Source organism: Alteromonas sp. H39 (genome assembly GCF_047556435.1).
Taxonomy (GTDB): Bacteria; Pseudomonadota; Gammaproteobacteria; order Enterobacterales; family Alteromonadaceae; genus Alteromonas.
The window spans coordinates 2,814,822-2,838,169 of record NZ_CP180210.1 but is presented as its reverse complement, the minus strand read 5'-3'; the positions used below and the strand labels follow the sequence as shown (position 1 = coordinate 2,838,169).

Below are 23,348 nucleotides of genomic sequence, written 5' to 3'. Positions count from 1 at the left end.
TGTTCATGGCTGACAATTCTGAATTCAAAGAAGTCTACAATAAGTGGTACTTTCTTGCGTCTCTGGTAACGCTAGTGGCGTTTCCGCTTCTGCATATTATCTGCGGCTGGTTCACGTTTTGGCTGTAAGGCTAAATAACTAGGTTTTATTGTGACTGCAGAATATATTAAATCCGTTGTTAAATCCGTACCTGATTACCCAAAGCCCGGCATTATGTTTCGGGACGTTACCAGCGTATTAGAAGATCATAAGGCATTCAGTAGCTGTATTTCGTTGCTGCTGGAAAAATATCTGCCAATGAACTTTGACAAAGTAGCCGGAACAGAAGCCAGGGGCTTTTTGTTTGGTGCACCGCTGGCTATTGAAATGGGAATAGGCTTTGTGCCTGTCAGGAAGCCGAATAAACTGCCCCGCGAAGTCGTCAGCGAAAGCTATGAGCTTGAATACGGCATGGATACCCTTGAAATCCATAAAGATGCTATCAAACCTGGCGATAAAGTGCTTCTAATTGACGATCTGTTGGCTACCGGGGGAACCATTGGCGCCTCTGCTAAGTTAATTCGCAGCCTCGGCGGCGAAGTGCAACATGCTGGTTTTGTCATTGGCCTGCCAGATCTTGGCGGTAGAGAAAAGCTGGAAGCACTGGGTATTGATTCCTTTACCATCTGTGAATTTGAAGGCGAATAAGGAATAAAGCCAGCATGAGTTATCAGGTTCTTGCGAGAAAGTGGCGACCCGGAAAATTTAGCGAACTGGTGGGCCAGGAACACGTTGTCTCAGCTATTTCTAATGCGCTGGACAACGATCGGCTACATCACGCTTATCTTTTTACCGGCACCCGCGGCGTGGGAAAAACGACCATCGCCCGTATTTTCTCCAAAAGCCTGAACTGTGAACAGGGGCAGGGCGCTAATCCTTGCGGGCAATGCGATACCTGTAAGGAAATTGAGCACGGCAACTATGTTGATTTGCTGGAAATCGATGCGGCCTCCCGAACCAAGGTAGAAGATACGCGGGAGTTGTTAGATAACGTTCAATACAAGCCTACCCGTGGTCGGTTCAAGGTTTATCTCATCGACGAAGTGCACATGCTTTCTAAGCACAGTTTCAATGCCTTATTGAAAACGCTGGAAGAGCCACCGCCGCACGTAAAATTTTTACTGGCAACAACCGATCCGCAAAAACTGCCTATAACTATCTTATCGCGTTGTTTGCAGTTCAACCTCAAAGCCTTGTCTCGCGAGCAAATCACCGGGCAGCTTGCACATATTCTTGACGCAGAGGCAGTGGCCTATGAGGCCCCGGCGCTGTCTCTACTCGCCCGTGCGGCTCAGGGCAGTATGCGTGATGCTCTGAGTCTGACCGATCAGGCGATTGCTCAGGGCGACAATCAGGTACTGGCAGCTATTGTTACCGACATGCTCGGCTTGATGGACAAGCATCAGTTGCTGCGCCTGATACACGCGGTGGTAAAAAAAGAACCCCAGAGCGCCATGGATATTATCGCTGCAATGGCCGAGCAGGCGCCTGACTATGCGCAGGTGATATCTGAACTTAGCAGCCTTCTGCATCAGATTGCACTCACGCAGTGGATCCCTGATGTTTGCAAGCTGGAGACAACTTCCGCAAAAGCGATATATCAACTTGCCAAATCGTTGCCAGCCGAGCAGGTTCAACTGCTGTATCAAATAGCGTTGCAGGGTCAGAAAGACTTGCCTTACGCGCCAGATGGCCGAAGCGGGCTCGAAATGACCGTACTCAGAATGATGTCATTTGCACCGTCTGGTCCGGTAGAAGGGCTTGACGATATTTTATCCGCAGCACCGGATGACGCGCAACCTCTGCCGGTACACAGTACTACGCCAGGTAATACTTCTGGTTCCACTAAGCCTGAAGCAGGCAGCGAATTAAAGCAGCCTCAATCTCCTTCGCCAGTTGAACAGCAAGCCGCTAACCTAGCGTCTCCTGCAAGTGCATCGACTGCGCCAGCAGAGACCACAGGCGCACACCAAAACAACGTCGCGTCACCGCAGCACCATAATCAGCAAACTGTACCGGATGAGAGTGCGTCTACACCACCGCAGTCGACGCCGGCGGCAGATGAGCATTCCGAGGAACGCGCTGATGAAGATGGTGACCCGGCGCTGGCGCAGGAGTTAGCCGCGTTAGAAAGTCACGCAGAGCAACTTCGCGATGACACGGCTAAACGGCAATCGCCTGCGCAGTATAATGAGCATCAGCAAGACGACAGTGGTCCCCCGCCATTTGAAGACGGTCCACCCCTCTCTGCTTATGAAGATATGCCGATGGAAGATCAGGAGGCGTCTTATGATGAGCCTGCTTCTGAGCATAACGTTCATGACTCGTCTGCGGCTGCCCCGCAGCAGAGTGCGGAACATCAGTTGTCTTCGACAGAAGAAATGCTGGCTCTTCGCCAACGGCTGAAAAAAGCCCGAGAGGAGTCTCGCCAGTCCGGCGTAAAAAAGCCTGAAACGTCAGCCCCAGTGCGTCTGCCTACACGTCAGATGCCGGCGGGTTCAAGTTCCGACAATGCGCAAACTGACATGCCGGAGCCGGCCGCAAGCAGACATTCTGTAGAGACGGCGTCCTCACCAGCGCCGGTTGATAATGACCCCCCACCGTGGGCGACAGAAACCAGAGCGGAGCATACCGCAGCGCCAGCGTCTGAAACTCATATCGATGAAGAGAGTCAGCAAACCCCGTCGCAACATGGCGAGGCGCAGCCAGAGATTGTTGCGCAGGAAAGTGCTTATGAAGAAGCCGATGCTTCTGATGCAAAGCCTCAACCGGTTACAGAAAGCTATAATGGTGCGCCGCTCAGTGCTTACCTGGAAGACGGAAGCAAGCTGGTGCATGCCAGTCAGATTGATAGCTGGAGTCAGTTGGTTGAGAATATGCCGATAGCGGGATTACTTAAACAAATTGCACTGCATGCGGCATTTCATCGAGAAGACGATAACATCACCCTTGAATTAGATGAGAGTCAGGCGCATCTAGTGAATGAAAGCGCAATAGCACAGCTCACCTCAGCGCTGAATGAAGGACTGGGGCGGGAAATCTCGCTGGAAATCAAAATGGGGCAACCTGAATCTACTCCATTTCAAATTCAGCAACGTATTCAAAACATGCGGCAACAGCATGCTGAGCATGTGGTTAGTACAGACGACAAAATTCAGTCTTTAATGAGCGTATTTCAGGCATCTGTGGTGGCTGATTCGGTAAAAGCGCGCTAAGGCTGACAGTTTCAAATCAAGTAAAAGTGAGAAAGCATCATGTTTAAAGGTGGAATGGGAAACATCATGAAGCAGGCGCAGCAAATGCAAGAGCGCATGCAGAAAGCCCAGGAAGAATTGGGTAACATTGAGGTAACCGGCGAAGCCGGTGCAGGTATGGTAAAAATTACGCTGACCTGTAATCACAATGTTCGTCGCGTGGAAATCGATCCCTCGTTAATGGACGATGATAAAGACATGCTGGAAGATCTGATTGCTGCTGCATTTAATGACGGCGTTCGTCGCGTGCAGGAAACCAGTAAAGAGAAAATGGGCGATGTGACAGGTGGTATGCCGCTTCCTCCTGGCTTCAAAATGCCATTTTAACATCGCACGATGAAGTTCAGTCCGCTTCTGGCTGAGTTGATCTCAGCCCTCACCTGTCTTCCCGGCGTTGGCAATAAAAGCGCCCAGCGCATGGCGTTTCATCTTTTAGAGCGAAACCGGGAAGGTGCGCTTAGTCTGAGTAATGTGCTGCATAATGCAATGGAGCATATCCAGCATTGCCAGCGCTGCAGAACCTTCACCGAGGACGAGGTGTGTGAAATCTGCCGTCATCCAGAGCGGGGAGACAGCGGTTTGTTGTGTATTGTTGAAAGCCCGCAGGACGTGCTGGCGATAGAGCAGACACTTTCCTACAAAGGGCAGTACTTTGTGTTAATGGGGCATCTGTCGCCTATTGATGGCATCGGCCCTGATGAGATTGGGCTGGACGAGCTCGAGGCCAGATTACAGGAAGGCAAAGTGAGCGAAGTGATTCTGGCAACTAACCCTACCGTTGAAGGAGAGGCAACGGCGCATTACATTGCTCAGCTTTGTAACAATGCCAGCGTGGATGCCAGCCGTATAGCCCATGGTGTGCCAGTGGGCGGTGAACTTGAATATATTGATGGGAATACGCTGACGCACGCATTTTCCGGCCGCAGGAAAGTCTGAGTTCCTGCTTCTTATTCCGTCTCCCTCGCTAAAAATTTATTACACTAACGCTTGAAAAGCCTCCTTTAAGACCCTACCTCGGAATGTGACTAATGATCCATTCAACGAGGAGATCCTGGATTATGGCTGAAGCAGCCCATAAAGAGACTCATGGTTTTCAGACCGAAGTAAAACAACTATTAAGTCTGATGATTCACTCTTTGTATTCGAACAAAGAGATCTTCCTGCGAGAGCTTGTTTCTAACGCCGCAGATGCCGCAGATAAACTGCGTTTCAAAGCGTTGGAAAACGATGCCCTGTATGACGGTGACAGCGAATTGAGCGTGAAGCTTAGCGTCGATAAAGACGCAGGTACCGTTACCATTTCTGATAATGGTATTGGTATGAATCGCGACGAGGTTATCGCAAACCTGGGAACTATCGCTAAATCAGGCACCAAAGATTTCTTCAGTCAGTTATCTGGCGATAAGGCCAAAGACTCACAACTGATCGGTCAGTTTGGTGTTGGCTTTTACTCAGCGTTCATCGTGGCTGACAAAGTTACCGTGCGCACCCGTGCCGCAGGCTCGAAACCGGAAGAGGCCGTAGAGTGGATCTCCGATGGAGAAGGCGAGTTTACCATCGCTGAAATTAATAAGCCGACACGTGGTACGGAAATCGTACTGCACCTTCGTGATGATGAAAAAGAGTTCGCCGACGACTGGCGTCTGCGCTCCATCGTCAATAAATACTCCGATCACATCAGCATTCCAGTGTTGATGTGGAAAGAAGAAGTGCCAGAGCGTGATGGTCCAGATGGTGAAAAGATCCCTGCTGAGCCAGGTCACTGGGAAACAGTGAACAAAGCCACCGCGCTGTGGACTCGAGAAAAGTCAGACATTTCTGATGAAGAGTATAAAGAGTTCTATAAGCACATCTCTCATGATTTCAGCGATCCGTTGGCATGGGCGCACAATAAAGTAGAAGGTAAGAACGAGTACACCAGTCTGTTGTACGTGCCTTCAAAAGCGCCATTCGACATGTGGAACCGCGACCAGAACCATGGCTTAAAGCTCTATGTTCAACGCGTATTCATTATGGACGACGCCGAACAGTTTATGCCGACCTACCTGCGCTTCGTGAAAGGACTGGTGGACTCAAACGATTTACCGCTGAACGTGTCGCGTGAAATTCTGCAGGATAACAAAGTGACACAAACCCTGCGTCAGGGCTGTACCAAACGTGTACTGCAAATGCTTGAGCGTATGGCAAAGAATGATGCGGAGAAGTACCAGTCTTTCTGGAACGAGTTTGGGAATGTACTTAAAGAAGGTCCGGCTGAAGATTTCTCTAATCGTGAGAAGATTGCCGGTCTGCTGCGTTTCGCAACTACCCACAGCGATTCAGATGCGCAAACGGTATCGCTTGCCGATTACATCGGGCGTATGAAAGAGGGTCAGGACAAGATTTACTATGTGACCGCTGACAGCTATGCAGCCGCGAAAAACAGCCCGCATCTTGAAATATTCCGCAAGAAGGGCATTGAAGTGCTGCTGATGGGCGAGCGCATTGATGAGTGGCTGATGTCACACCTGACTGAGTTTGAAGAGAAGTCATTCCAGTCGATTGCAAAAGGCAACCTGGACTTAGGTGATCTTGAAGACGAAGAGTCCAAAAAAGCGCATGAAGAAGCTGAGAAAGAAGTTGAAGGTATTCTTGAACGTGCGAAAACTGCTTTGGGCGACAAGGTCGGAGACGTGAAATTCACGCATCGTCTGACAGATTCACCGGCGTGTATTGTCGCTGATGAAAACGGTATGACGACACAGATGATGAAACTGATGCAGGCGGCTGGTCAGCCGGTGCCTGATGTGAAGTACCACTTTGAGTTGAACCCTGAACATCAACTGGTTAAACAACTATCTGATACGCAGGATGAAACGGTATTCAAACAATGGATTGAGGTATTGTTTGACCAGGCTGCACTCTCTGAGCAGGGCAGTCTGAAAGACCCGTCCAGCTTTGTGAAAAACCTGAACACCTTGCTGATGAGTCTGGCAAAATAAGCCAGTAACAGTCGACAAAAAAACGGGCTTCGGCCCGTTTTTTTATGCCTAAGTTTCACACTCTGTTGTTGTGAGCGATAGCGTGCGTTGCTATCTGGCTTTGGTTATTCTTTTTCACTCCCAGAGCATTTTTATCTCTGATACAATTCGCGCGGTGAATGACCAAAATACATAAAATTAACCTTTTCTCACTGGCCTGCTGCTTAGGTGCATAAACTATGCGCTATTAGTCGTAAGAACCTTGTGAATGCGGGCCTTGCACTTGTCACCCTGAAATTGAATGTGTAAAGTGCCGTCAGTAAATAAAATAAAGCGGAGAGCGCACACATGCGAATTATACTACTCGGCGCACCAGGTGCCGGTAAGGGAACTCAGGCGCAGTTCCTGATGGGTAAGTATGGGATCCCCCAAATCTCGACAGGTGACATGCTTCGTTCTGCGATTAAAGCTGGCACGGAAATGGGCCTGGCGGCAAAGCGCGTTATGGATGAAGGTAAACTGGTATCCGACGATATCATTATTGGTCTTGTCAAAGAGCGTATTGCTCAGGACGACTGCAAAGATGGTTTCTTATTGGATGGTTTCCCTCGCACCATTCCTCAGGCTGACGCCATGAAAGAAGCCGGCATTAATGTCGACCACGTTATTGAATTTGACGTCCCTGACGATGTTATTGTAGAGCGCATGGGCGGGCGTCGCGTGCACCCAGCTTCTGGTCGCGTGTATCATGTGGTTTACAATCCGCCTAAAGAAGAAGGCAAAGATAATGAGACCGGTGAGGAACTCATCGTTCGTGACGACGATAAAGAAGAGACTGTGCGCAAACGTCTGGGGGTCTATCACGAGCAAACCAAACCGCTCGTAAATTACTACAGTGCAGAGGCCGAAAAAGGTAACTGCCAGTACCACAAGATAGACGGTACGCAGCCGGTAGAGAAAGTCAGTCAGCAGCTAGCGTCACTGCTCGGATAATATGATTTTCCGTGTGATCCTCAAAAGGGCCGCGACAGCGGCCTTTTTTGATCTTGCTCGCCGGGCCTTCTCTTGCCACAATGGTCCATAAATACTAAATATAAATAATAAGCCCCGCAAAAGAGGAACTTATGGTACTCCCGATTACCGCGTTTTATGCCAGTTTGTTAGGCCTGTGTTTTCTCTACATGTCGTTGCTTGTGATCAGTGTGAGACGAACTAACCGTATCAGTCTGGGCGACGGAAATAATGAAGATTTGCGCCGACTGACACGTGCGCACGGCAATTTTAGCGAATATGTCCCGTTAACCTTGATTATGATCGCCTGTCTGGAAGCTAATAGTGATTACACATGGATCATTCACGGTATCAGTTGTCTTCTGCTATTCGGTCGGTTACTACACGCTTATGGATTGCGCCAGCATGAAGGGGCGAGCTGGCAGCGTTTTGTTGGAATGATTTCCACATTCTTGGCAATTTTAATTTCCGCATGCGCCAATTTGGTTGTCATTCATTTTGGCTTGTAATTAATGCATCTTGATACATTAATTACCCCAGCTTGTCTTATCGATGAGCGAAAATTTTCTGCCAATGCTGTTCGCATGAGCGAGCATGTAAAAGGGCAGGGTACCGGCTTTCGTCCTCATGTAAAAACATTGAAGAGTTTGCAGGCGGCACTCTATTATGCGCCGCCCGATATGCCCATCACCGTTTCTACGCTTGTGGAGGCACAATACTTCGCGAATGCCGGCTATCGCGATATTTTATATGCCGTTACCCTGACGCCAAACAAACTCGCGATGGTGGAGTCTTTACTCGATCAGGGAGTACAACTAACCGTACTTATCGACTCTGCAGATGCCTGTCAGATGCTGGAGTTTCAGTGGCAAAGCTCTTTTAGCCTGCCAGTTGCCATCGAAGTGGATGTTGACGATCATCGCGCAGGCTTAAAATCAGAGTCGAATACGTTGGTAGATGTTGCACAGCGGTTAGCAAATGCAGAACGTCTTGAATTCGCCGGGGTCGTAGCACATGCGGGAGCGTCTTACGGGTGTTTTACCGAAAGTGCGCGTATCGCGATGGCACAGCAGGAGGTGGCGCGGGTTCAACAGGCTGTCTCTCGTATAGCCGAAGCTGGCCTTGCCTGTGCTATGGTGTCAATCGGCTCGACACCCACTGCACTGGCAAATGTTTCAAGGGACGGGATCACCGAACTTCGCGCGGGTGTTTATGCAACATTTGATTGTGTGATGGCGGGGCTGGGAGTGTGTCGTTTCGATGACATCGCTATGTCTGTGTTAACCACCGTAATCGGCACTCAGCCGGAAAAAGGGCAGATCCTTATTGATGCGGGCTGGATGGCGCTCTCAAGAGACAAGGGCACAGCCTCCCATGACCTCGATTGTGGTTATGGCCTGGTTTGTGATGAGCATGGCAATATCCTTGAAGGTTGGCGTGTAAGCCAGACTAATCAGGAACATGGCATTATTACCCATATGGATGATCCCGACGCCAGTATCGATGCGTTTTCCTATGGACAGCGTCTTCGGATCCTCCCGGTACACGCTTGCGCCACGGCAGCACAGTTTTCCAGCTATTATGTTATCACTGGCAGTGCAGTTAGTGAGACATGGACACGGATAAACGGCTGGTAAGGTGGTAACTGGCCGTCGCAACTATCACATCGCGACGGCTTCACAATGTCTGCGCTACCCTATCGTCTGCTTTACCGCGATGACCGGGAAGCGACGCTGTCATCGCGATAATTGCATACCGATTATTTCATTGTCATCGCGTTATTAAAGAGTTTCCTGTAAGCATGTAGCCATTTGCGCATTTTCTGTGTGCGCTTTTTGCTCATTGTTTTGGTGATGTCTGATGGTGCATAGCGGGTCACTATTGCGTTCATTGGTTGCTCCTTGTTTTTGCATTCCTTTTTATGATAAAACCTCAACAAAGGTTGAGGTAAAGGATTGTTTTTATGGACGAGCTTACTGTTGGAGAGGTCGCAGCGCGATGCGGAGTGAATGTGTCTGCCCTGCATTTTTATGAGCGTCAGGGGCTCATCCACAGCCGACGAAACACAGGCAACCAACGTCGCTTTGGGCGCGATACTATCAGGCGGGTGTCCATCATTAAGGTGGCCCAGCAGATGGGGATCCCGTTAAAGGAAATTGAAACGGTATTTGCAGAGTTGCCTGTCTTCGGAGCGCCGAGGCAAGCCCAGTGGGAGGCAATGGCCAAGCGATGGCAGGTGCCGTTGCAAGCTCGGATAACGCAGCTTCAGAAGCTTGAGAAAAGTCTCACCAGCTGCATTGGCTGTGGATGTTTATCTATGAAACAGTGCCCGTTGTACAATCAGAATGACAAGCTCGCAGACAGAGGGCCCGGGCCGGTGTTATTGCAACCGGACACCTGACCTGCCATGGGATGCTACCGCATGGCAGTAAAAAAACGCTCCGTACGCGGTAGGTAATACTCTTCTGGATTCAGCGAGAATAATACCCGGGAGGCTCTTCCCAGCAACTCAGTTTGCGGAACAAAGCCATAATAACGCGAGTCAGCACTGTGATTACGGTTATCTCCCAGTACCAGTAAATGTCCCTCAGGCACCGTGACCGGTGCAAAGCTGTGTCGCTCAGCACGCGGAGGGGTCAGCTGCATAGCATGAGCATTACCGTCGATAGTCTCCGTCATAGCTGTTTGTGTGCTGCTGTAGTCCAGTCTTTTTCCATTAATAATTAGCTGATTATTATCCAGACTGACCACGTCACCCGGGATACCCACCACGCGCTTTACCAGCCGGTTGTCAGCGGCTGTGCTGTTGAAAACAACAATATCGCCACGTTGCGGTTTGCCGGTTTCCAGCAGTGCAATGTCAGTAAACGGGATGTCCAGTCTGTATGCCATCTTGTTTACCAGAATACGGTCACCCTCAACAATCGTCGGCTTCATAGAGCCGGTAGGTACGTCATACCAATCAGCGAAGCTGCTTCGGAAGGTGAACATCAGTACGATAAACAATAAAAGCTGCTTGTTTTCTTTAAACAATGAGGACAGTTTCCCTTTTATCATCATGGATTTCCTGTTTCAAATAATGCGATGAGGTGTTTATGTAGAGTCCGGTTTCTTCGCGCAGTTCCCGTACAAATGTAACGAAATGCAAAGATGCGTGTGGCGGTTGGCAAAAACGGTGTGCTACATTTACGTGAAAATCCTTCAGGGTGCCTGTTGTGAAACTCATTTTTGGCGCGACGTTGTGGCTGTTGAGTGTTGTTGCGACTGCAGAAACGCTGCACGTTTATACTGAATCGTCTCCTCCCTATCACTACACAGACGAGCGGGGCGTCGTTGTTGGCAGCTCGACAGATCGGGTCAGAGAAATTCTCGAAAACGCAGGGTACGACGTGGAATTTTATTTGATGCCGTGGGCAAGATCACTGCGCATGGTGTCGCAACAAGAGAACGCATTGGTATATTCCCTGGCTCGTACTCCGGAACGTGAGTCGCAGTTTTTCTGGATAGCCCCGGTTAGCGAGTTTCAGCTGGCATTGGTAAAGCTGTCAAAACGTCAGGATATTCAGGTCCGGTCCCGGTCAGATATTCTGCACTATGCATTCTCGGCACAGCGTGATGATATTGGATTCAACTGGCTTATCGCTAACGGACTGCGTGAAGGTCACAATCTGCATTCTTGCCCTGATATTCAATGTTCGTGGCAGCAGTTATCGTTAGGAACGGTGGATATGATCATCGAAGATCCTGCGTTAATTCCCTATTCAGCACGTGCCTTTTCCATGAGTGAGAAAGACGTAGAGACCGTCATGTTCATACCTGAACTAAAAGTGGAGGGCTTTTTAGCGGCCTCACCAAAAATGGCAAAGCCGCGGGTAATAGCATTACAGCAGTCAGCGTTACGGGTGGCTATTCAGACGGTTGATGGCGCTCCCGCAACACCGCAATAACCTGGCTTAATTCCAGATCGCTGGCTTGCAATAGCACTGTGAGATGATAAAGCAAATCTGCAGACTCGTTCAGCAACTCTTCTTTATCCTTTACAGTGGCTGCTAAGGCGGCTTCCACTCCTTCTTCGCCCACTTTCTGGGCTATACGTTTTATGCCCTTGCTGTACAAACGCGCGGTATAGCTAGAGTCGGGATCTGCTGATTTACGTTCAGCTAAAAGGGTTTCTAAATCGGCGAGAAACGTAAAGTCGGTGGTATTACTGTTAAACCAGCACGATTCGGCACCCGTGTGGCATGTAGGGCCCACGGGGGTTGCCAATACCAGTAACGAATCATTGTCACAATCGGCGCTGACAGAAACCAGATTCAACGTATTGCCCGAGGTCTCACCTTTTTGCCAGAGGCGCGACTTAGAGCGGCTGTAAAATGTCACTTTTGCCGATTCCAGCGTGGCTTGCAGGGCTTCCTGATTCATATAGCCCTGCATCAGCACCTTGCCACTGCGCGCGTCCTGCACAATAGCGGGCAGCAAATTATCCATCTTTTCCCATGCCAGTTCGCGGATGTTCTCTTTCGTAATCATTACAATCCTTCTCCCAGTGTGTGGCGCTTTCTCATGGGTATGCCTTGTGCTGACAATGCATTTTTTAGCTCCTGCATGTCAATGATGCCTTTGTGGAATACTGAGGCTGCCAGCGCGCCATCCACATCGGCCTGGTTAAATACGTCAGCAAAATGCTCGATGGCACCGGCTCCGCCAGAAGCGATGAGGGGCACGTCACACACGTCGCGGATCGCTTTTAGCTGGGTGATGTCATAGCCTTGGCGCACGCCATCCTGATTCATGCAGTTTAGTACGATTTCCCCGGCACCGCGTTGCTGCACCTCAACTATCCAGTCTTTGGTCTGCCACTGGGTTTGTTGAGTGCGGCTTTCATCACCAGTGAATTTGTACACTTCATACTGCCCGGTCGCGTCGTTGAAAAAGCTGTCGATTCCAATTACCACACATTGTTGACCATACACGTCATGCAATTCATTTATTAATGAGGGGGTGGTCAGAGCCGGCGAATTAATGGAGATTTTGTCCGCCCCCATTTCTAAAATGCGCCCCGCATCTTCTACTGACTTAATACCACCGGCCACACAAAAAGGAATATCAATGACCTGGGCGATACGGCTCACCCAGCTTTTGTCTACCACGCGCTGATCAGAGCTGGCGGTAATATCGTAGAACACCAGTTCGTCCGCGCCGGCTTTTGCATATTGTTCAGCCAGTGGGACAATATCACCAATAATTTCGTGGTTTCGGAACTGGACGCCTTTGACAACCTTGCCGTCGCGAACATCCAGACAGGGAATTATGCGTTTTGCCAGCATGCGATTGCCTCCTCAACGGTGAATTTCCCTTCCAGTAAAGCCCGGCCAAGGATCACGCCGCCTACCTGTGTGGGTTTAAGTGCTTCGATATCGTGCAGACCGCCAATGCCGCCAGAGGCCTGCCATGAGACATCAGGAAATGTACTGGCGACTTCCCGGTATAAATCCACATTGGGGCCCTGCAACGTGCCGTCCCGGCTGATATCGGTGCACAATACGTGTTTGGCGCCCACCTCGGCAAAGTCACCAAGGATTGCCTCAAGCGACACGCCGGAATTTTCCTGCCAGCCGTGGGTGGCAATAAATTTGTTGCCTGTTTCATCAATATTGATATCCAGCGCCAGTACAATATGTTCAGCACCGTAACGGGTAACCCATTGCTTCACTGTTTGTGGAGATTTCACCGCCAGCGAGCCCACCACGACGCGGCTAACACCAGACTCAAGCAGTTGCTCAACTTCTTTTTCAGAACGGATACCGCCGCCTGCCTGAAACGCCATGCGCTTGGTATCGACCATACGGCGTATGAGTTCAAGCTGTCGCCTGGACGTGTCTTTTGCCCCGGTTAAGTCGACAATATGCAGCCATTGTGCGCCCTGGTCAGCGTAACTGTGTACCACGTCGACCGGGTCTAGTGAGTACTCGGTTTTCTGGTTGTAATCGCCTTGATACAACCTGACGACTTGGCCGTCGATTAAGTCAATTGCGGGTATAATCATCACATGTTCACAAAGTTAGTTAGAAGTTGTGCGCCGGCTTCACCAGATCGTTCAGGGTGAAACTGCACACCAAAATAGTTGTTATATTCCAGAGCCGCTGAAAATGGCTGTCCATACTCGCAACTTGCCAGTGTGCGCTCGTAGACAGGCACAGCGAAGCTATGCACAAAATAAAAGTAGGTATCGTCAGGAATGCCGGTAAACAGAGGCGAATCAGGCTTGGATTTCACCGTATTCCATCCCATGTGGGGCAGGCGCAGGTCCCCCGCCTGCAGACGCTCTACGCGACCCGGCATCAGGCCGAGACAATTGACATTGCCATCGCGGCTTTCCGCAGAGCTTTCTACCATTAGCTGCATACCGAGACATACACCGAGCACGGGTTGGGTCAATTGCCGGAGGGTGTCGGTAAGCCGCTTAGCTTCAATACTTTGCATGGCGGCAAATGCACTACCGACACCGGGAAGAAAAACTTTGTCTGCCGATGTAATTACGCTGTTCTCAGAAGAGACCTCCACACTGACGCCTAATCGTTCCAGTGCAAAGCGTACCGATGAAATATTGGCACAACCGGTATTAACGATAACGATGCGCTGACTCATTAAAGCGCTCCTTTACTACTTGGCAGGGCGTCCCCCTGACGGGTAATAGCCTGTCGCAGCGCCCGGCCAAATACTTTAAACAGGCTTTCTACCTGGTGGTGAGCATTGCCTTCGCTGGTGGACAAATGCAACGACAAGCCCATGCTTTGTGCCAGCGAATAGAAAAAGTGCGGCACCATTTCGGTGGCCATTTCGCCTACCTGATCGCGGGAAAACTCAGCCTCAAATTTCAGGTGAGGGCGATTGGAAATATCCATAATGCACTCCGCCCTGCATTCATCCATGGGAAGCGCGAATCCAAAGCGGCCAATGCCGCGTTTATCGCCTAATGCTTTTTTCAGCGCTTCGCCTAACGCCAGCGCCGTATCTTCTACGCTGTGGTGATCGTCAATGTGAAGATCGCCCGTCACTGAAACCTGCATCTCAAACCCGCCATGGGTGGCGATCTGATCCAGCATGTGGTCAAAAAAGCCAAGGCCTGTGGCAATCTCGGATTTCTTTGTTGAGTCCAGATCGACACGCACTGTGATATCGGTTTCACTGGTTTTTCGCACGACTTCGGCGATACGGGAAGACGCCAAAAGCGTTTTTTCAATCGCTTTCCAGTTGTTGCCGTCGGGCGTGTATTTCAATCCGCGAATACCCATGTTTTCTGCCAGTTGCATATCGGTGTCGCGGTCGCCAATGACATAAGAGCGGGTGAAATCCACGCGCCCCTGCTGAAGGTATTCTTTTACCAGGCCTAGTTTAGGCTTGCGACAACTGCAATTGTCACTGTCAAAATGCGGACAAATTAATACGTCGTCAAAGGTTACACCCTGGGAGGAAAATACCTGCATCATGGCATTGTGCGGTTTGTCAAAATCCTCCTGGGGAAAGCTGTCTGTACCCAAACCATCCTGGTTACTCACCATCACCAGCGAAAAGCCTGCAGCTTTAAGTTTTAATAACACCGGGATGACATCCGGTTCGAACACCAGCTTTTCGAGGCTGTCGAGTTGCTTGTCGACAGGCGGCTCTTCCACGAGTGTGCCGTCGCGGTCAATAAAAAGTATGGCTTGCTGGCTCATGCCGACACTCCTGTTTGTTCTATAAATGAATCGATTAATGTAAGTAGGCGGGCGTTTTGTTCTTCATTGCCCACGGTGGCTCTCAGGCAGTTTTTCAGGTTTAGTTGTTTAGACTGGTCGCGGATCAACATGCCGTTCTCCACCAGATACGCCATTAGCGCCTGACTCTTTTCGAACCGGAACAACACAAAGTTAGCGGTGGTATCGCCTACCAGAGTAATGCCGGGGCGGTTCGCCAACTGAGATTTTAAAGCCTGACGATGGTTGTTAAGTGTTTCAACCTGCAGTGCAACCCGCGCCAATCCTTCTTTGTTTAATGCTTGTGCGGCAATTTGCGCGACAGGCTCAGGAATGGGGTAGGGGGCAATTACTTTCAGTAATGACTGAATAATTTCTTCTGATGCCAGTGTGAATCCGCAGCGTAATCCAGCCAGTCCAAAGGCCTTCGAGAGCGTGCGCAGGACCACCAGATTCGGATACTGTGAAAGCTTGTCCACCCAGGAACCTTCCGAATCAAATTCAATGTAGGCTTCATCCATTACTACCAGCGCCGAGTCTTTAAAATGCGAAAGCACTTTTTCTACGTCATTGATGGCAGCACGGGTGCCGGTGGGATTATTAGGTGAGCAGATAAATACCAGATTGACATCATCCTGGTCGCAAATTGCCTCTGTATTTAATGCAAAGCCATCAGTGAGCGGTACCGTCTTAACGCCTATATCACAGGTTTCTGCGCTAATCGCGTACATACCATACGTGGGAGGACAGATCAGAATATTGTCCTTACCGGGCGTACAGAAAGTACGGATGAGCAGCTCGATGCCTTCATCCGCCCCACGGGTTACGATGAGTTGATCCGGGCTCACGCCCACATAGCCCGCGTAAGCGTCGACAACGCGCTTAGGCTGGCATGACGGGTAGCGGTTGAAGTTGCTGCTGTCTACACGGTAGTCATTGGCAAATGGCGACTCATTGGCATTCAGCCAGTCCTGACCACCAGAATATAAACGACGGGCAGACTCATAGGGCTTCAGTGGGATCAGGTTTTCATTAATCAGCTTGGCCACTAAATCATTCATTGTCGCTATCTTCCTGTGAAGTGAGCACGTCCATACGAAGCGCCACGGCCTTCTTGTGGGCATCCAGGCCTTCTGCCTCTGCTAATGTCATGATCGTCGGACCAAGTTGGCGCATACCGTCTTCTGTTAACTGCTGTACGGTGTAGCGGCGCATGAAATCCAGCAAACCCAGGCTGGAATAATTGCGGGCATAGCCATACGTTGGTAATACATGGTTCGTGCCGGATGCATAATCACCTGCCGACTCTGGTGTCCATGGGCCTAAGAAGACAGAGCTCGCGTGCTTGATGCGTTTGAGTGCCTCGCGAGGCTCGTTCACCTGCACGATAAGATGCTCCGGGGCATACTGATTGCTGACCTCAATGGCTTCATTGATGTCGCGAGTGAGAATGTAACGTGCGTTCTCCATCGCCTCGCTGGCTATGGCACCCCTGGAGAGCAATGCCAGTTGATTTTTGACTTCAGCTTTCACCTTTTCAATCAGGTCGGCGTCGTCTGATACCAATATCGCTTGCGAGTCCGGACCGTGCTCAGCCTGAGACAGTAAATCCGAGGCCACGAAATCGGGGCGGGCGGTATTGTCAGCCAGTACCAGCACTTCCGAGGGACCAGCCGGCATATCAATGGCGGCACCGTCGGCAGTTAAGCTAACCTGCTGCTTGGCCTCGGTGACAAAGCTGTTGCCTGGTCCGAAAATTTTATCCACCTTGGTGATGGTGTCGGTGCCAAATGCCATTGCCGCTATGGCTTGTGCTCCACCGCACAAATAAACTTCGCTGATACCGCACTTTCTTGCCACGTAAGCGATTTCCGGGGCGATCAACCCTTCGGAGTTAGGCGGCGTACAAAGTACTTTTCTCTCGCAGCCTGCCACTAATGCGGGTATGCCAAGCATCAGAGCGGTAGAGGGGAGCGGGGCACTGCCTCCGGGAATATACAACCCAACAGCATCAAGTGCGGCAAAGTGCTGTTCACAAGTCACCCCGGTTGTGGTCGTCAGCGTAATGCTTTCCGGCTGCTGCGCGTCGTGAAACCGTTTGATGTTGTCATAGGCGGTATCTATTGCCGCCTTCACTTCCTGACTTACTGCATCGGCAAGTTGAGACAATTTACCTTGCGAAAGCGCAAGTGCTGTCAGCGTCGAGCAGTCAAAGTCCTGAGTAAAAGATAATACCGCGGCATCGCCTTTCGCCCGCACGGCACGAATTATATCTTCAACCGTCTTTTTTAATTTCTGATTGTCTTTCATAGCCGGGCGAGATAACGCCTCGCGTTTGGCTTCATTGGATAATTCAGACCAGGTGATCATCTTGGGTTATCCCATCATCTTTTCAATTGGCATGACCAGAATGGAGCTGCAGCCCAGGGCTTTTAGTTTTTCCATGGTTTCCCAGAACAGGTTTTCAGGGCTAACAACGTGGATCGCAACCGTATCGTCAACGCCTGCCAAAGGGAGGACCGTTGGGTTTTCTGCACCAGGGAGCAGGCTTTTTACCTGTTCCAGATAAGCCTTGGGCGCGTGGAGCATGATGTATTTACTTTCCTTGGCCTGCATGACCCCGTCAATACGGGGAACAAGGCGTGAAATCAGTTCGGCTTTTTCTTGCGTAATTTCGCCGTCAGCGCGCTGAATCAACACCGCCTTTGAGCGGAAAATGACATCTTTTTCCACCAGGCCATTGGCCTCCAGCGTGGCGCCGGTAGAGACCAGGTCACAAATAGCATCCGCTACGCCGGCGCGGGGCGCGACTTCTACCGACCCCGTCAGCATGACGGCCTTGGCGTTAATGTTTTGCTCTTTAAAGTAGCGCTCGAGTAAGAAAGGGTAGGTCGTGGCAACTTTCTTACCTTCCAGTACCTTTGCACTGTCGTATGACATTTCGTTAGGGACGGCGATAGATAACCGACAGCCGCCATAGTCAAGTCTGCGCAGCACTTCGTAGTCGGCTGGTTTGCCTGATGCGCGGCGCTCCAGCATTTTTTCTTCCAGCTCGTTTTCACCAATGAAACCCATATCCACAACGCCGTCCATTACCAGGCCCGGAATATCGTCATCTCGCACCCGAAGAAGATCGATAGGCTGGTTGGTTGAATGAGCAATCAGCAAGCGGTCGCGAATATTCAGTTTAATGCCAATGGCCTTCAGTAAGGCAATACTGTCGTCACTCAAGCGGCCTGATTTTTGTACCGCAATGCGAAGTCTTCTGCTGTCACTCATAGCTAACTTTCCTTAAATTTCATTAATGTAGCGCCCTAAAACGAAAAACCCCCGGAAGTTTCCTTCCGGGGGTCGAGAATCTTTTATCTGCGCCACTGGAAGGAAACAATACCCTTCCAGCACAAACCTGAAAGGCTATGCTATATGGTGGTGGTGATGGTTTTGCGCAGTATAGTTCATATATTCTTTACAGATGTTCCTGTTTTCAACGCCAGAAACAGTAGCTAAAAGATCCGCAATTTGCAACACCCATTGAACCCTTTGTTGTAAAGTGGTCTAACTATATGGATATAACTTAAAACTTTTCACTATGAGTAATGACTTACTGTTTTCCATAATACCCCGTGCAAATAATCGTGTACCGGTGATAGATCGTGGTCAGATTAAGCGAATTGATGCAATGGGTGGCACCGAGACGTTAAACGATGAAGAGCGGGCGTTGCATAATGAAGAGCGTAAGGTCACTGAAAAGGAGCAATATCGCGAGCATCAACATTCAGGAGGCAAAGGAACTAAAGACGATGGGCCTTCTCAAGATGCCTCAGAACAGTCAGATTCAGACGCCGTTGTCAGCTATGATGAATCTGGCGATGCGCGGAGAGAGAAAAAAGACAAGTTGCCTAAGCGTCGACAGCATATCGACAAATATGTGTAGAACAATCAAAAGCCGGTATGCCGGCCCTGACGATTAATTACGCTTGTTTGCAATTTCTTCTCATACACAACGGTGCAAAGCCACTGCCAAACAATAGCGACATAACGGGGCCCAGCGTCAAATAAAATAGTGTTAATCGTTGCGTTGCTGAATACGGCTAAGCAGCTTGCCGTGCTACTGAGTAGAACAGCACGGCAGACAGAGGAAGTCGTTACTTCATTTGCTCTACGCTATAACCTTTTGCTTTGAGTTGCGTGATTAACCCGGTATCACCGGGAATATGCATTGCACCAACCAGAACAAATTCGGTTTCCGGTGTTGCCATCAGGTCTGCGAGAACCGGCATCCAGTTATTATTTCTGGATGTTAAGAGTAAATCATAAATATCCGGATACTCCTTGGCAAAATCCTCCATAGATAATCTGAAGAAGCCTGCCATATCACCTTCGCGCCAGTCGTCCTTAAGATCGCCTAACATCTCTGGCATCCGTTTTACATCTTCGATGGCATAGCTGACATACGCATCTTCATTTCCTTCCCCCATTTTAGAAATGAAAGTCAGTTGCTGCTCGGGAGATTCAAGGAAATGCATGGCTTTGCCATCTCCCATACCAAGCGTGTAGTAATATTTGTCAACTCCCTGACTGGTGAGCCCAAGTCGTTGAAATTCGATCATGCTAAGCGAAATCCCAACCAGCGCAGGGCGCAGATTCATAAACCTGTCGACAGGCACACCACGAGCCGCTAAATGCGCCTCAAGTTGTTTCAGGGTCTTGTCACTTACATCATCTTTTAATGAAGCGCCCTCGCCATAAGTAAGCATTTGCAGAGATTTTTGCGCAAACTCAGGCGTACTGAGTGCCGCAATATCTGTCTCGAAAACCAGAGCATCACTTTGACTGTATGCCGTTTTGAATTCTTCAGGAAGAGGGTAGTCCTGTGGACTCAGGATATGCAGTGTACCGCCCAGGTACATGGTATTTTCACCATCAGTCACCTTCCAGACTGACGCAGAATAAGCGGGGAGGGTTAGCAAAGTAGCTAACGCCATAGATGCGATACGACGCATGGGTGACTCCTTCAACTAGTGGTAATCCGTTCGCGCAGACGCGAAAACTCACTGTACTGTGAAGTGGGTCACTCATCAACTGTCGATGCCAGTGCCACTACCAGTCGATTTCCATATCCAGCGTTGTGTCCTGACTGGTCTGGCCGACCATTTCCTCGTAAGGCGTGGCTTGCCGAAGCCATACCTTATCAAAAGGTGTACCTTCAAAATGCGTACGAATTTCATTAAGACAATGAAACGTGCGTGGTTTGCCTTCCGCGGCCATTAGTGGCTGTTGCATGTTGGGTTCACCTGTGGCGACAACATAGTTTCCACCTTCTATCGATTCAATGTATAAATTCATAGCTTTCCTCCGCGATAACTCTACTAAGTATCGTTGTGCTATAAATTATGATCATTAAAGATAGGTAATGATGCCTGACTCTATGTGTTGCTTATGCCCGGCAGTTAGCCTGAACACAGTGACTGAAAAAGCATGCCTCTGGCTTGCCCGTGCGCCGTTAGTGATGAACCTAAACAATCTCAAATCGTAAGCCGGCATGTTGACTTAATTGGGGAATTAACGCATCGCCAAAGCAACTTGCGGGTGAAAATTGTCCGCTTGGAGCCGTACCCGCTTCGCGCATGGAAGCTAACAAAATCGCACATTCTGAAAGCATTTTTGCAGTGGAACCGTACCCCGGATCGCGGTCGCCGGTAACGCGTGCTACTGCCCTTTGCCCATTGCGGGTTTCGCCATAGAATCGAATATCATAAAAACCTTGTCGCTGTGCCTTTTCTGAGGGACCTTCACCAGGTTTTGGCAGCCAGTATTTCTCAAGCAGTGTGCGTAACCACGAGACAGAAGCGGCCACCATGAAACCGCCGAGGCCCAGCGTCATCGTCCAGGCACGCATGGCGCCTTTACGTTTTTTACCGGTTACCATAGCCTCTTCATAGCGAAAATCTTCGCCATAGGAATAGGCCATCGCACTATTACTCCAGTGAACCACTCGCGTATTAATTGCAGCCATAATGAAAGGCGCTATCCAGGCTCCGGATACTGGGTCATAACACGCTTTTTTCACCGTTGGTTGTCGTACCTTATTCGCGTTTTCACCACACAATAAGTACGGGTTAGCCAGTTGTTTCTTTATCTGTTTGTCTTTGCCTGCCTCTTTCACAAGATTGAGCATACTGGCAACCGTGCCTCCTGAAGCTCCGCCTTTTATTCGATGAACCCGCATGGCGATGGTTGAGCAGACTGACTGAAATTCTTGCTGCGCATGTTGTTGCAGGAAGTACACGCCCATGTCGGATGGGATTGAGTCGAAACCACAGCAATGCACAATTTGTGCATTATTTTGGTGGGCCATTTTCTGATACTTGTCCTGCATCTTTTTGATCCACTGCGGCTCACCAGTTAGATCGACATAGCCTGTTCCGGTTTCCGCACACGCTGCGACGACGCCTTCACCGTAAAGTGCATAGGGGCCGACAGTGGTAATGACGACCGACGCCTGTTCACACATGGTATGCAATGCGCTGTTATCATTGGCATCCACCACCAAAAGGTCAGTGTCTGAGGCATCTCGTTGCGACAGAACCGTACGCAATTTTTCTTCGTTTCTTCCTGCTACAGCCCAACGTTCAGGCGGTAATCTCTCGGCAAGGTAGCCAGTAATAATCTGACCTACAAAGCTTGTCGCGCCGAACAATATAATGTCGTATTTGCGTTTCTCAGTCATGTTTCCACCAGTTTTTGCGGCAAACCATAATCCCTGCATCAGCCAGAATGTGTCGTAAACGATGCCGATCAGCATGATTCAAAAACTCGCCGATTACAATGGTTCGGGACGGTGAGATAAGTCGAAGTTCTGGCAAGTGCCACTCGTTTTCACCCTCGTAAAATGCCAGATGACTACTATGGCGGGGCAGCGTAAGCAGCGGTTCCCGCTTACCAACAGAAACCTGAATGGCGTCAGGCATGATAATGATATCCTGATATTGATAAGTGGATTTGGAAACGCGGTAAAACAGATACGCAAGTAGCGCGGTTTCTACACCGGCAAAAGGAAGGATCACCCAGACACCCGCTATGAGCCAGCCAAGCGCTATAATTCCTATTACCACACCCATTAGCGCGATTAACCATTTGGTCTGTTGCCAGGTAGCACTTCTGTTGGGATACAGACGAACTGATAGCGCGTGTTCAGAGACACGAGTAATAAGCATGAGGGAATCTGAGTTACTCTGTTATATACACTTAAACGTAAAACGTAGCATATTCAGATTTAAATTTGTGAGGGGTTCTGGCAACCTTAGCGTCAATACAAAGTTGGATATTTTCTTGTGAATAGCCTGAAGTCCCTGGTTTCGCATCACCCCTATCGATTTACATTGTTTTTTTGCTGGCTGGTATTAGTAAGCTGGCAGGAGAACTTGCCCGAACTTATCAGTACCTTTTCCGGTTTTTTGTTTCTCGGTGTGGTGGGCGCTATTTTCGCCAACGCGACTGGCGCCGGGGGCGGTGTCGTGTTCGTGCCTTTTTTCAACCAGTTAGGATTTGAGCCGCAAGCGATAGTCGCCACGAGTTTCGCGATCCAGTGTTGCGGCATGACCGCGGGGGCTATCACCTGGTGGCGGTTTTACCAGGATCATTGCCAGAAAGCGACAGCCTGGCAGGGGCTTAAAAGCGGTCTGGCATTGACAGTCCCGGCATCTCTTTGTGGTATCTGGCTGGCGCAGTATGGGCCCGTAATTACGCCTCGTCTTGATGCTCTGCAGGGAAATATGGAGGCGCTGCACCTTGGATTTGGTGTCTTTTCAATATTGCTTGCGCTGGCTATTTTTGCATCTATACCGCTGTTAAAACGTACTGTTTTTTCCAGCAAATTTACGCAGTTCGATATCCTTGCTTTGCCTGTTGTTGCCTTCGTCGGCGGCGCGGTAACAGCATGGCTGTCAGTGGGCGTGGGGGAGCTGGTGGCAGTGTATCTGATTATTCGCGGCTTCAGCGTCACCATGGCAATTGCTCTCGCCGTGATCCTTTCTGCCGCATCGGTATGGGGCGCAGTGGTTTATCATATCTTTTTTTCACACGCGGTAATGTGGGCAGTGGTGCTGTTTGCTGGACTCGGTGCAGTGATAGGTGGGATCCTCGCCAAGCGGGTTGTGCTGGCGTTTTCTCCAACCAGGCTTAAGCTGTTTTTCGCAAGCTGGGTTTTCATCATGGGCCTGAGTGGGTTGCCCGTATTTTGAGGTTTTCGGTAACGATGCCAGTTTACGTGAATTAGTTGAAGGGCGGCTGAACGTTATTTAAGGTGAGTAGGTATTAATATCACTTCAATAAATTTTCGGGAGCTG

At 49.8% G+C, this 23,348-nt stretch carries 27 protein-coding genes and 1 other annotated feature; of the genes, 13 read left to right on the top strand and 14 right to left on the bottom strand.

Going from position 1 to position 23,348, the window contains the following annotated elements:
- Nucleotides 1-5: 5 nt before the first annotated feature.
- The 9 genes from ACLBLI_RS12480 (at nt 6) to ACLBLI_RS12440 (ending at nt 8,901) form a co-directional block, all read left to right on the top strand.
- Nucleotides 6-128, top strand: coding sequence for a hypothetical protein (locus ACLBLI_RS12480; protein ID WP_274608658.1), 123 nt, complete (start codon nt 6-8; stop codon nt 126-128).
- A gap of 22 nt (nt 129-150) precedes the next feature.
- Nucleotides 151-687, top strand: a complete 537-nt coding sequence (gene apt / locus ACLBLI_RS12475; RefSeq protein WP_414827932.1) for an adenine phosphoribosyltransferase — start codon at nt 151-153, stop codon at nt 685-687.
- A gap of 14 nt (nt 688-701) precedes the next feature.
- On the top strand, nt 702-3,254 hold the full coding sequence (gene dnaX / locus ACLBLI_RS12470; protein ID WP_414827931.1) for a DNA polymerase III subunit gamma/tau: 2,553 nt from the start codon (nt 702-704) through the stop codon (nt 3,252-3,254).
- A gap of 39 nt (nt 3,255-3,293) precedes the next feature.
- Nucleotides 3,294-3,620, top strand: a complete 327-nt coding sequence (locus ACLBLI_RS12465; RefSeq protein ID WP_414827930.1) for a YbaB/EbfC family nucleoid-associated protein — start codon at nt 3,294-3,296, stop codon at nt 3,618-3,620.
- A 9-nt stretch (nt 3,621-3,629) separates the two neighbouring features.
- Nucleotides 3,630-4,229, top strand: coding sequence for a recombination mediator RecR (gene recR / locus ACLBLI_RS12460; protein ID WP_414827929.1), 600 nt, complete (start codon nt 3,630-3,632; stop codon nt 4,227-4,229).
- A 122-nt stretch (nt 4,230-4,351) separates the two neighbouring features.
- Nucleotides 4,352-6,274 (top strand): molecular chaperone HtpG, encoded by a 1,923-nt coding sequence (gene htpG, locus ACLBLI_RS12455; protein WP_414827928.1) that lies wholly within the window; start codon nt 4,352-4,354, stop codon nt 6,272-6,274.
- Nucleotides 6,275-6,601: 327 nt separating this feature from the next.
- A complete protein-coding gene (gene adk / locus ACLBLI_RS12450; protein WP_414827927.1) occupies nt 6,602-7,246 on the top strand; it encodes an adenylate kinase in 645 nt (214 codons plus the stop codon).
- A gap of 131 nt (nt 7,247-7,377) precedes the next feature.
- The gene (locus ACLBLI_RS12445) at nt 7,378-7,773 is read left to right on the top strand and encodes an MAPEG family protein (RefSeq protein ID WP_414827926.1); all 396 of its coding nucleotides are present in this window, start codon (nt 7,378-7,380) and stop codon (nt 7,771-7,773) included.
- Nucleotides 7,774-7,848: 75 nt separating this feature from the next.
- Nucleotides 7,849-8,901: an alanine racemase gene (locus ACLBLI_RS12440; RefSeq protein WP_414827925.1), complete on the top strand. Its 1,053-nt coding sequence runs from the start codon at nt 7,849-7,851 to the stop codon at nt 8,899-8,901.
- 122 nt (nt 8,902-9,023) lie between these two features.
- Here the strand turns inward: ACLBLI_RS12440 and ACLBLI_RS12435 are convergent, their stop codons facing one another.
- On the bottom strand, nt 9,024-9,155 hold the full coding sequence (locus ACLBLI_RS12435) for a hypothetical protein (RefSeq protein WP_414827924.1): 132 nt from the start codon (nt 9,153-9,155) through the stop codon (nt 9,024-9,026).
- A 72-nt stretch (nt 9,156-9,227) separates the two neighbouring features.
- On the opposite strand from ACLBLI_RS12435, the gene soxR reads away from it, so the two are divergent.
- A complete protein-coding gene (gene soxR / locus ACLBLI_RS12430; protein WP_414827923.1) occupies nt 9,228-9,665 on the top strand; it encodes a redox-sensitive transcriptional activator SoxR in 438 nt (145 codons plus the stop codon).
- A gap of 14 nt (nt 9,666-9,679) precedes the next feature.
- Here the strand turns inward: soxR and lepB are convergent, their stop codons facing one another.
- The gene (gene lepB, locus ACLBLI_RS12425; protein ID WP_414827922.1) at nt 9,680-10,324 is read right to left on the bottom strand and encodes a signal peptidase I; all 645 of its coding nucleotides are present in this window, start codon (nt 10,322-10,324) and stop codon (nt 9,680-9,682) included.
- 155 nt (nt 10,325-10,479) lie between these two features.
- On the opposite strand from lepB, the gene ACLBLI_RS12420 reads away from it, so the two are divergent.
- On the top strand, nt 10,480-11,211 hold the full coding sequence (locus ACLBLI_RS12420; RefSeq protein WP_414827921.1) for a substrate-binding periplasmic protein: 732 nt from the start codon (nt 10,480-10,482) through the stop codon (nt 11,209-11,211).
- On the opposite strand, the gene hisIE is transcribed toward ACLBLI_RS12420, so the two are convergent.
- From hisIE to hisG, 8 genes are read right to left on the bottom strand one after another with little or no spacing between them, the layout of a single operon-like run.
- Nucleotides 11,171-11,794 carry a bifunctional phosphoribosyl-AMP cyclohydrolase/phosphoribosyl-ATP diphosphatase HisIE gene (gene hisIE / locus ACLBLI_RS12415; protein ID WP_414827920.1) on the bottom strand — a complete coding sequence of 208 codons (624 nt, stop codon included), beginning with the start codon at nt 11,792-11,794 and terminating at the stop codon, nt 11,171-11,173. The genes ACLBLI_RS12420 and hisIE overlap by 41 nt on opposite strands.
- Nucleotides 11,794-12,591, bottom strand: coding sequence for an imidazole glycerol phosphate synthase subunit HisF (gene hisF, locus ACLBLI_RS12410; RefSeq protein WP_414827919.1), 798 nt, complete (start codon nt 12,589-12,591; stop codon nt 11,794-11,796). The genes hisIE and hisF overlap by 1 nt, the downstream gene beginning before the upstream one ends.
- Nucleotides 12,573-13,310: a 1-(5-phosphoribosyl)-5-[(5-phosphoribosylamino)methylideneamino]imidazole-4-carboxamide isomerase gene (hisA, locus tag ACLBLI_RS12405; RefSeq protein ID WP_414827918.1), complete on the bottom strand. Its 738-nt coding sequence runs from the start codon at nt 13,308-13,310 to the stop codon at nt 12,573-12,575. Before hisA ends, hisF begins: the two co-directional genes overlap by 19 nt.
- Nucleotides 13,310-13,912, bottom strand: a complete 603-nt coding sequence (gene hisH / locus ACLBLI_RS12400) for an imidazole glycerol phosphate synthase subunit HisH (RefSeq protein ID WP_414827917.1) — start codon at nt 13,910-13,912, stop codon at nt 13,310-13,312. Before hisH ends, hisA begins: the two co-directional genes overlap by 1 nt.
- Nucleotides 13,912-14,982: a bifunctional histidinol-phosphatase/imidazoleglycerol-phosphate dehydratase HisB gene (gene hisB, locus ACLBLI_RS12395; protein WP_414827916.1), complete on the bottom strand. Its 1,071-nt coding sequence runs from the start codon at nt 14,980-14,982 to the stop codon at nt 13,912-13,914. Before hisB ends, hisH begins: the two co-directional genes overlap by 1 nt.
- A complete protein-coding gene (hisC, locus tag ACLBLI_RS12390; RefSeq protein ID WP_414827915.1) occupies nt 14,979-16,061 on the bottom strand; it encodes a histidinol-phosphate transaminase in 1,083 nt (360 codons plus the stop codon). Before hisC ends, hisB begins: the two co-directional genes overlap by 4 nt.
- Nucleotides 16,054-17,370 (bottom strand): histidinol dehydrogenase, encoded by a 1,317-nt coding sequence (hisD, locus tag ACLBLI_RS12385; protein ID WP_414827914.1) that lies wholly within the window; start codon nt 17,368-17,370, stop codon nt 16,054-16,056. The genes hisC and hisD overlap by 8 nt, the downstream gene beginning before the upstream one ends.
- A gap of 6 nt (nt 17,371-17,376) precedes the next feature.
- Entirely contained in the window at nt 17,377-18,279 is a 903-nt protein-coding gene (hisG, locus tag ACLBLI_RS12380; protein WP_414827913.1) for an ATP phosphoribosyltransferase, read from the bottom strand.
- Between the two features lie 43 nt (nt 18,280-18,322).
- Nucleotides 18,323-18,439, bottom strand: a sequence feature (His leader region).
- Nucleotides 18,440-18,589: 150 nt separating this feature from the next.
- Here hisG and ACLBLI_RS12375 point away from each other — a divergent pair.
- On the top strand, nt 18,590-18,934 hold the full coding sequence (locus tag ACLBLI_RS12375) for a hypothetical protein (protein WP_414827912.1): 345 nt from the start codon (nt 18,590-18,592) through the stop codon (nt 18,932-18,934).
- 211 nt (nt 18,935-19,145) lie between these two features.
- On the opposite strand, the gene ACLBLI_RS12370 is transcribed toward ACLBLI_RS12375, so the two are convergent.
- The 4 genes from ACLBLI_RS12370 to ACLBLI_RS12355 all read right to left on the bottom strand — a co-directional run bounded on the left by ACLBLI_RS12370 (nt 19,146) and on the right by ACLBLI_RS12355 (nt 22,217).
- Complete coding sequence (locus ACLBLI_RS12370; RefSeq protein ID WP_414827911.1) at nt 19,146-20,003, bottom strand: TraB/GumN family protein; 858 nt, start codon at nt 20,001-20,003, stop codon at nt 19,146-19,148.
- Nucleotides 20,004-20,100: 97 nt separating this feature from the next.
- On the bottom strand, nt 20,101-20,346 hold the full coding sequence (locus tag ACLBLI_RS12365) for a DUF6482 family protein (protein ID WP_414827910.1): 246 nt from the start codon (nt 20,344-20,346) through the stop codon (nt 20,101-20,103).
- A gap of 169 nt (nt 20,347-20,515) precedes the next feature.
- Nucleotides 20,516-21,730 (bottom strand): saccharopine dehydrogenase family protein, encoded by a 1,215-nt coding sequence (locus ACLBLI_RS12360; RefSeq protein WP_414827909.1) that lies wholly within the window; start codon nt 21,728-21,730, stop codon nt 20,516-20,518.
- Complete coding sequence (locus ACLBLI_RS12355) at nt 21,723-22,217, bottom strand: DUF2244 domain-containing protein (RefSeq protein WP_414827908.1); 495 nt, start codon at nt 22,215-22,217, stop codon at nt 21,723-21,725. Before ACLBLI_RS12355 ends, ACLBLI_RS12360 begins: the two co-directional genes overlap by 8 nt.
- 117 nt (nt 22,218-22,334) lie before the next feature.
- Between ACLBLI_RS12355 and ACLBLI_RS12350 the strand changes: the two genes are divergently transcribed.
- A complete protein-coding gene (locus ACLBLI_RS12350; RefSeq protein ID WP_414827907.1) occupies nt 22,335-23,243 on the top strand; it encodes a sulfite exporter TauE/SafE family protein in 909 nt (302 codons plus the stop codon).
- Nucleotides 23,244-23,348 lie beyond the last annotated feature (105 nt).

Bases quoted from the DNA above. Each gene is read 5' to 3' on its own strand.
- ACLBLI_RS12480 (WP_274608658.1), top strand. From the start codon at position 6: ATGGCTGACAATTCTGAATTCAAAGAAGTCTACAATAAGTGGTACTTT.
- dnaX (WP_414827931.1), top strand. From the start codon at position 702: ATGAGTTATCAGGTTCTTGCGAGAAAGTGGCGACCCGGAAAATTTAGC.
- ACLBLI_RS12465 (WP_414827930.1), top strand. From the start codon at position 3,294: ATGTTTAAAGGTGGAATGGGAAACATCATGAAGCAGGCGCAGCAAATG.
- recR (WP_414827929.1), top strand. From the start codon at position 3,630: ATGAAGTTCAGTCCGCTTCTGGCTGAGTTGATCTCAGCCCTCACCTGT.
- htpG (WP_414827928.1), top strand. From the start codon at position 4,352: ATGGCTGAAGCAGCCCATAAAGAGACTCATGGTTTTCAGACCGAAGTA.
- adk (WP_414827927.1), top strand. From the start codon at position 6,602: ATGCGAATTATACTACTCGGCGCACCAGGTGCCGGTAAGGGAACTCAG.
- ACLBLI_RS12445 (WP_414827926.1), top strand. From the start codon at position 7,378: ATGGTACTCCCGATTACCGCGTTTTATGCCAGTTTGTTAGGCCTGTGT.
- ACLBLI_RS12440 (WP_414827925.1), top strand. From the start codon at position 7,849: ATGAGCGAGCATGTAAAAGGGCAGGGTACCGGCTTTCGTCCTCATGTA.
- ACLBLI_RS12435 (WP_414827924.1), bottom strand. From the start codon at position 9,155: ATGAACGCAATAGTGACCCGCTATGCACCATCAGACATCACCAAAACA.
- soxR (WP_414827923.1), top strand. From the start codon at position 9,228: ATGGACGAGCTTACTGTTGGAGAGGTCGCAGCGCGATGCGGAGTGAAT.
- lepB (WP_414827922.1), bottom strand. From the start codon at position 10,324: ATGATGATAAAAGGGAAACTGTCCTCATTGTTTAAAGAAAACAAGCAG.
- hisIE (WP_414827920.1), bottom strand. From the start codon at position 11,794: ATGATTACGAAAGAGAACATCCGCGAACTGGCATGGGAAAAGATGGAT.
- hisF (WP_414827919.1), bottom strand. From the start codon at position 12,591: ATGCTGGCAAAACGCATAATTCCCTGTCTGGATGTTCGCGACGGCAAG.
- hisA (WP_414827918.1), bottom strand. From the start codon at position 13,310: ATGATTATACCCGCAATTGACTTAATCGACGGCCAAGTCGTCAGGTTG.
- hisH (WP_414827917.1), bottom strand. From the start codon at position 13,912: ATGAGTCAGCGCATCGTTATCGTTAATACCGGTTGTGCCAATATTTCA.
- hisB (WP_414827916.1), bottom strand. From the start codon at position 14,982: ATGAGCCAGCAAGCCATACTTTTTATTGACCGCGACGGCACACTCGTG.
- hisC (WP_414827915.1), bottom strand. From the start codon at position 16,061: ATGAATGATTTAGTGGCCAAGCTGATTAATGAAAACCTGATCCCACTG.
- hisD (WP_414827914.1), bottom strand. From the start codon at position 17,370: ATGATCACCTGGTCTGAATTATCCAATGAAGCCAAACGCGAGGCGTTA.
- hisG (WP_414827913.1), bottom strand. From the start codon at position 18,279: ATGAGTGACAGCAGAAGACTTCGCATTGCGGTACAAAAATCAGGCCGC.
- ACLBLI_RS12375 (WP_414827912.1), top strand. From the start codon at position 18,590: ATGAGTAATGACTTACTGTTTTCCATAATACCCCGTGCAAATAATCGT.
- ACLBLI_RS12370 (WP_414827911.1), bottom strand. From the start codon at position 20,003: ATGCGTCGTATCGCATCTATGGCGTTAGCTACTTTGCTAACCCTCCCC.
- ACLBLI_RS12365 (WP_414827910.1), bottom strand. From the start codon at position 20,346: ATGAATTTATACATTGAATCGATAGAAGGTGGAAACTATGTTGTCGCC.
- ACLBLI_RS12360 (WP_414827909.1), bottom strand. From the start codon at position 21,730: ATGACTGAGAAACGCAAATACGACATTATATTGTTCGGCGCGACAAGC.
- ACLBLI_RS12355 (WP_414827908.1), bottom strand. From the start codon at position 22,217: ATGCTTATTACTCGTGTCTCTGAACACGCGCTATCAGTTCGTCTGTAT.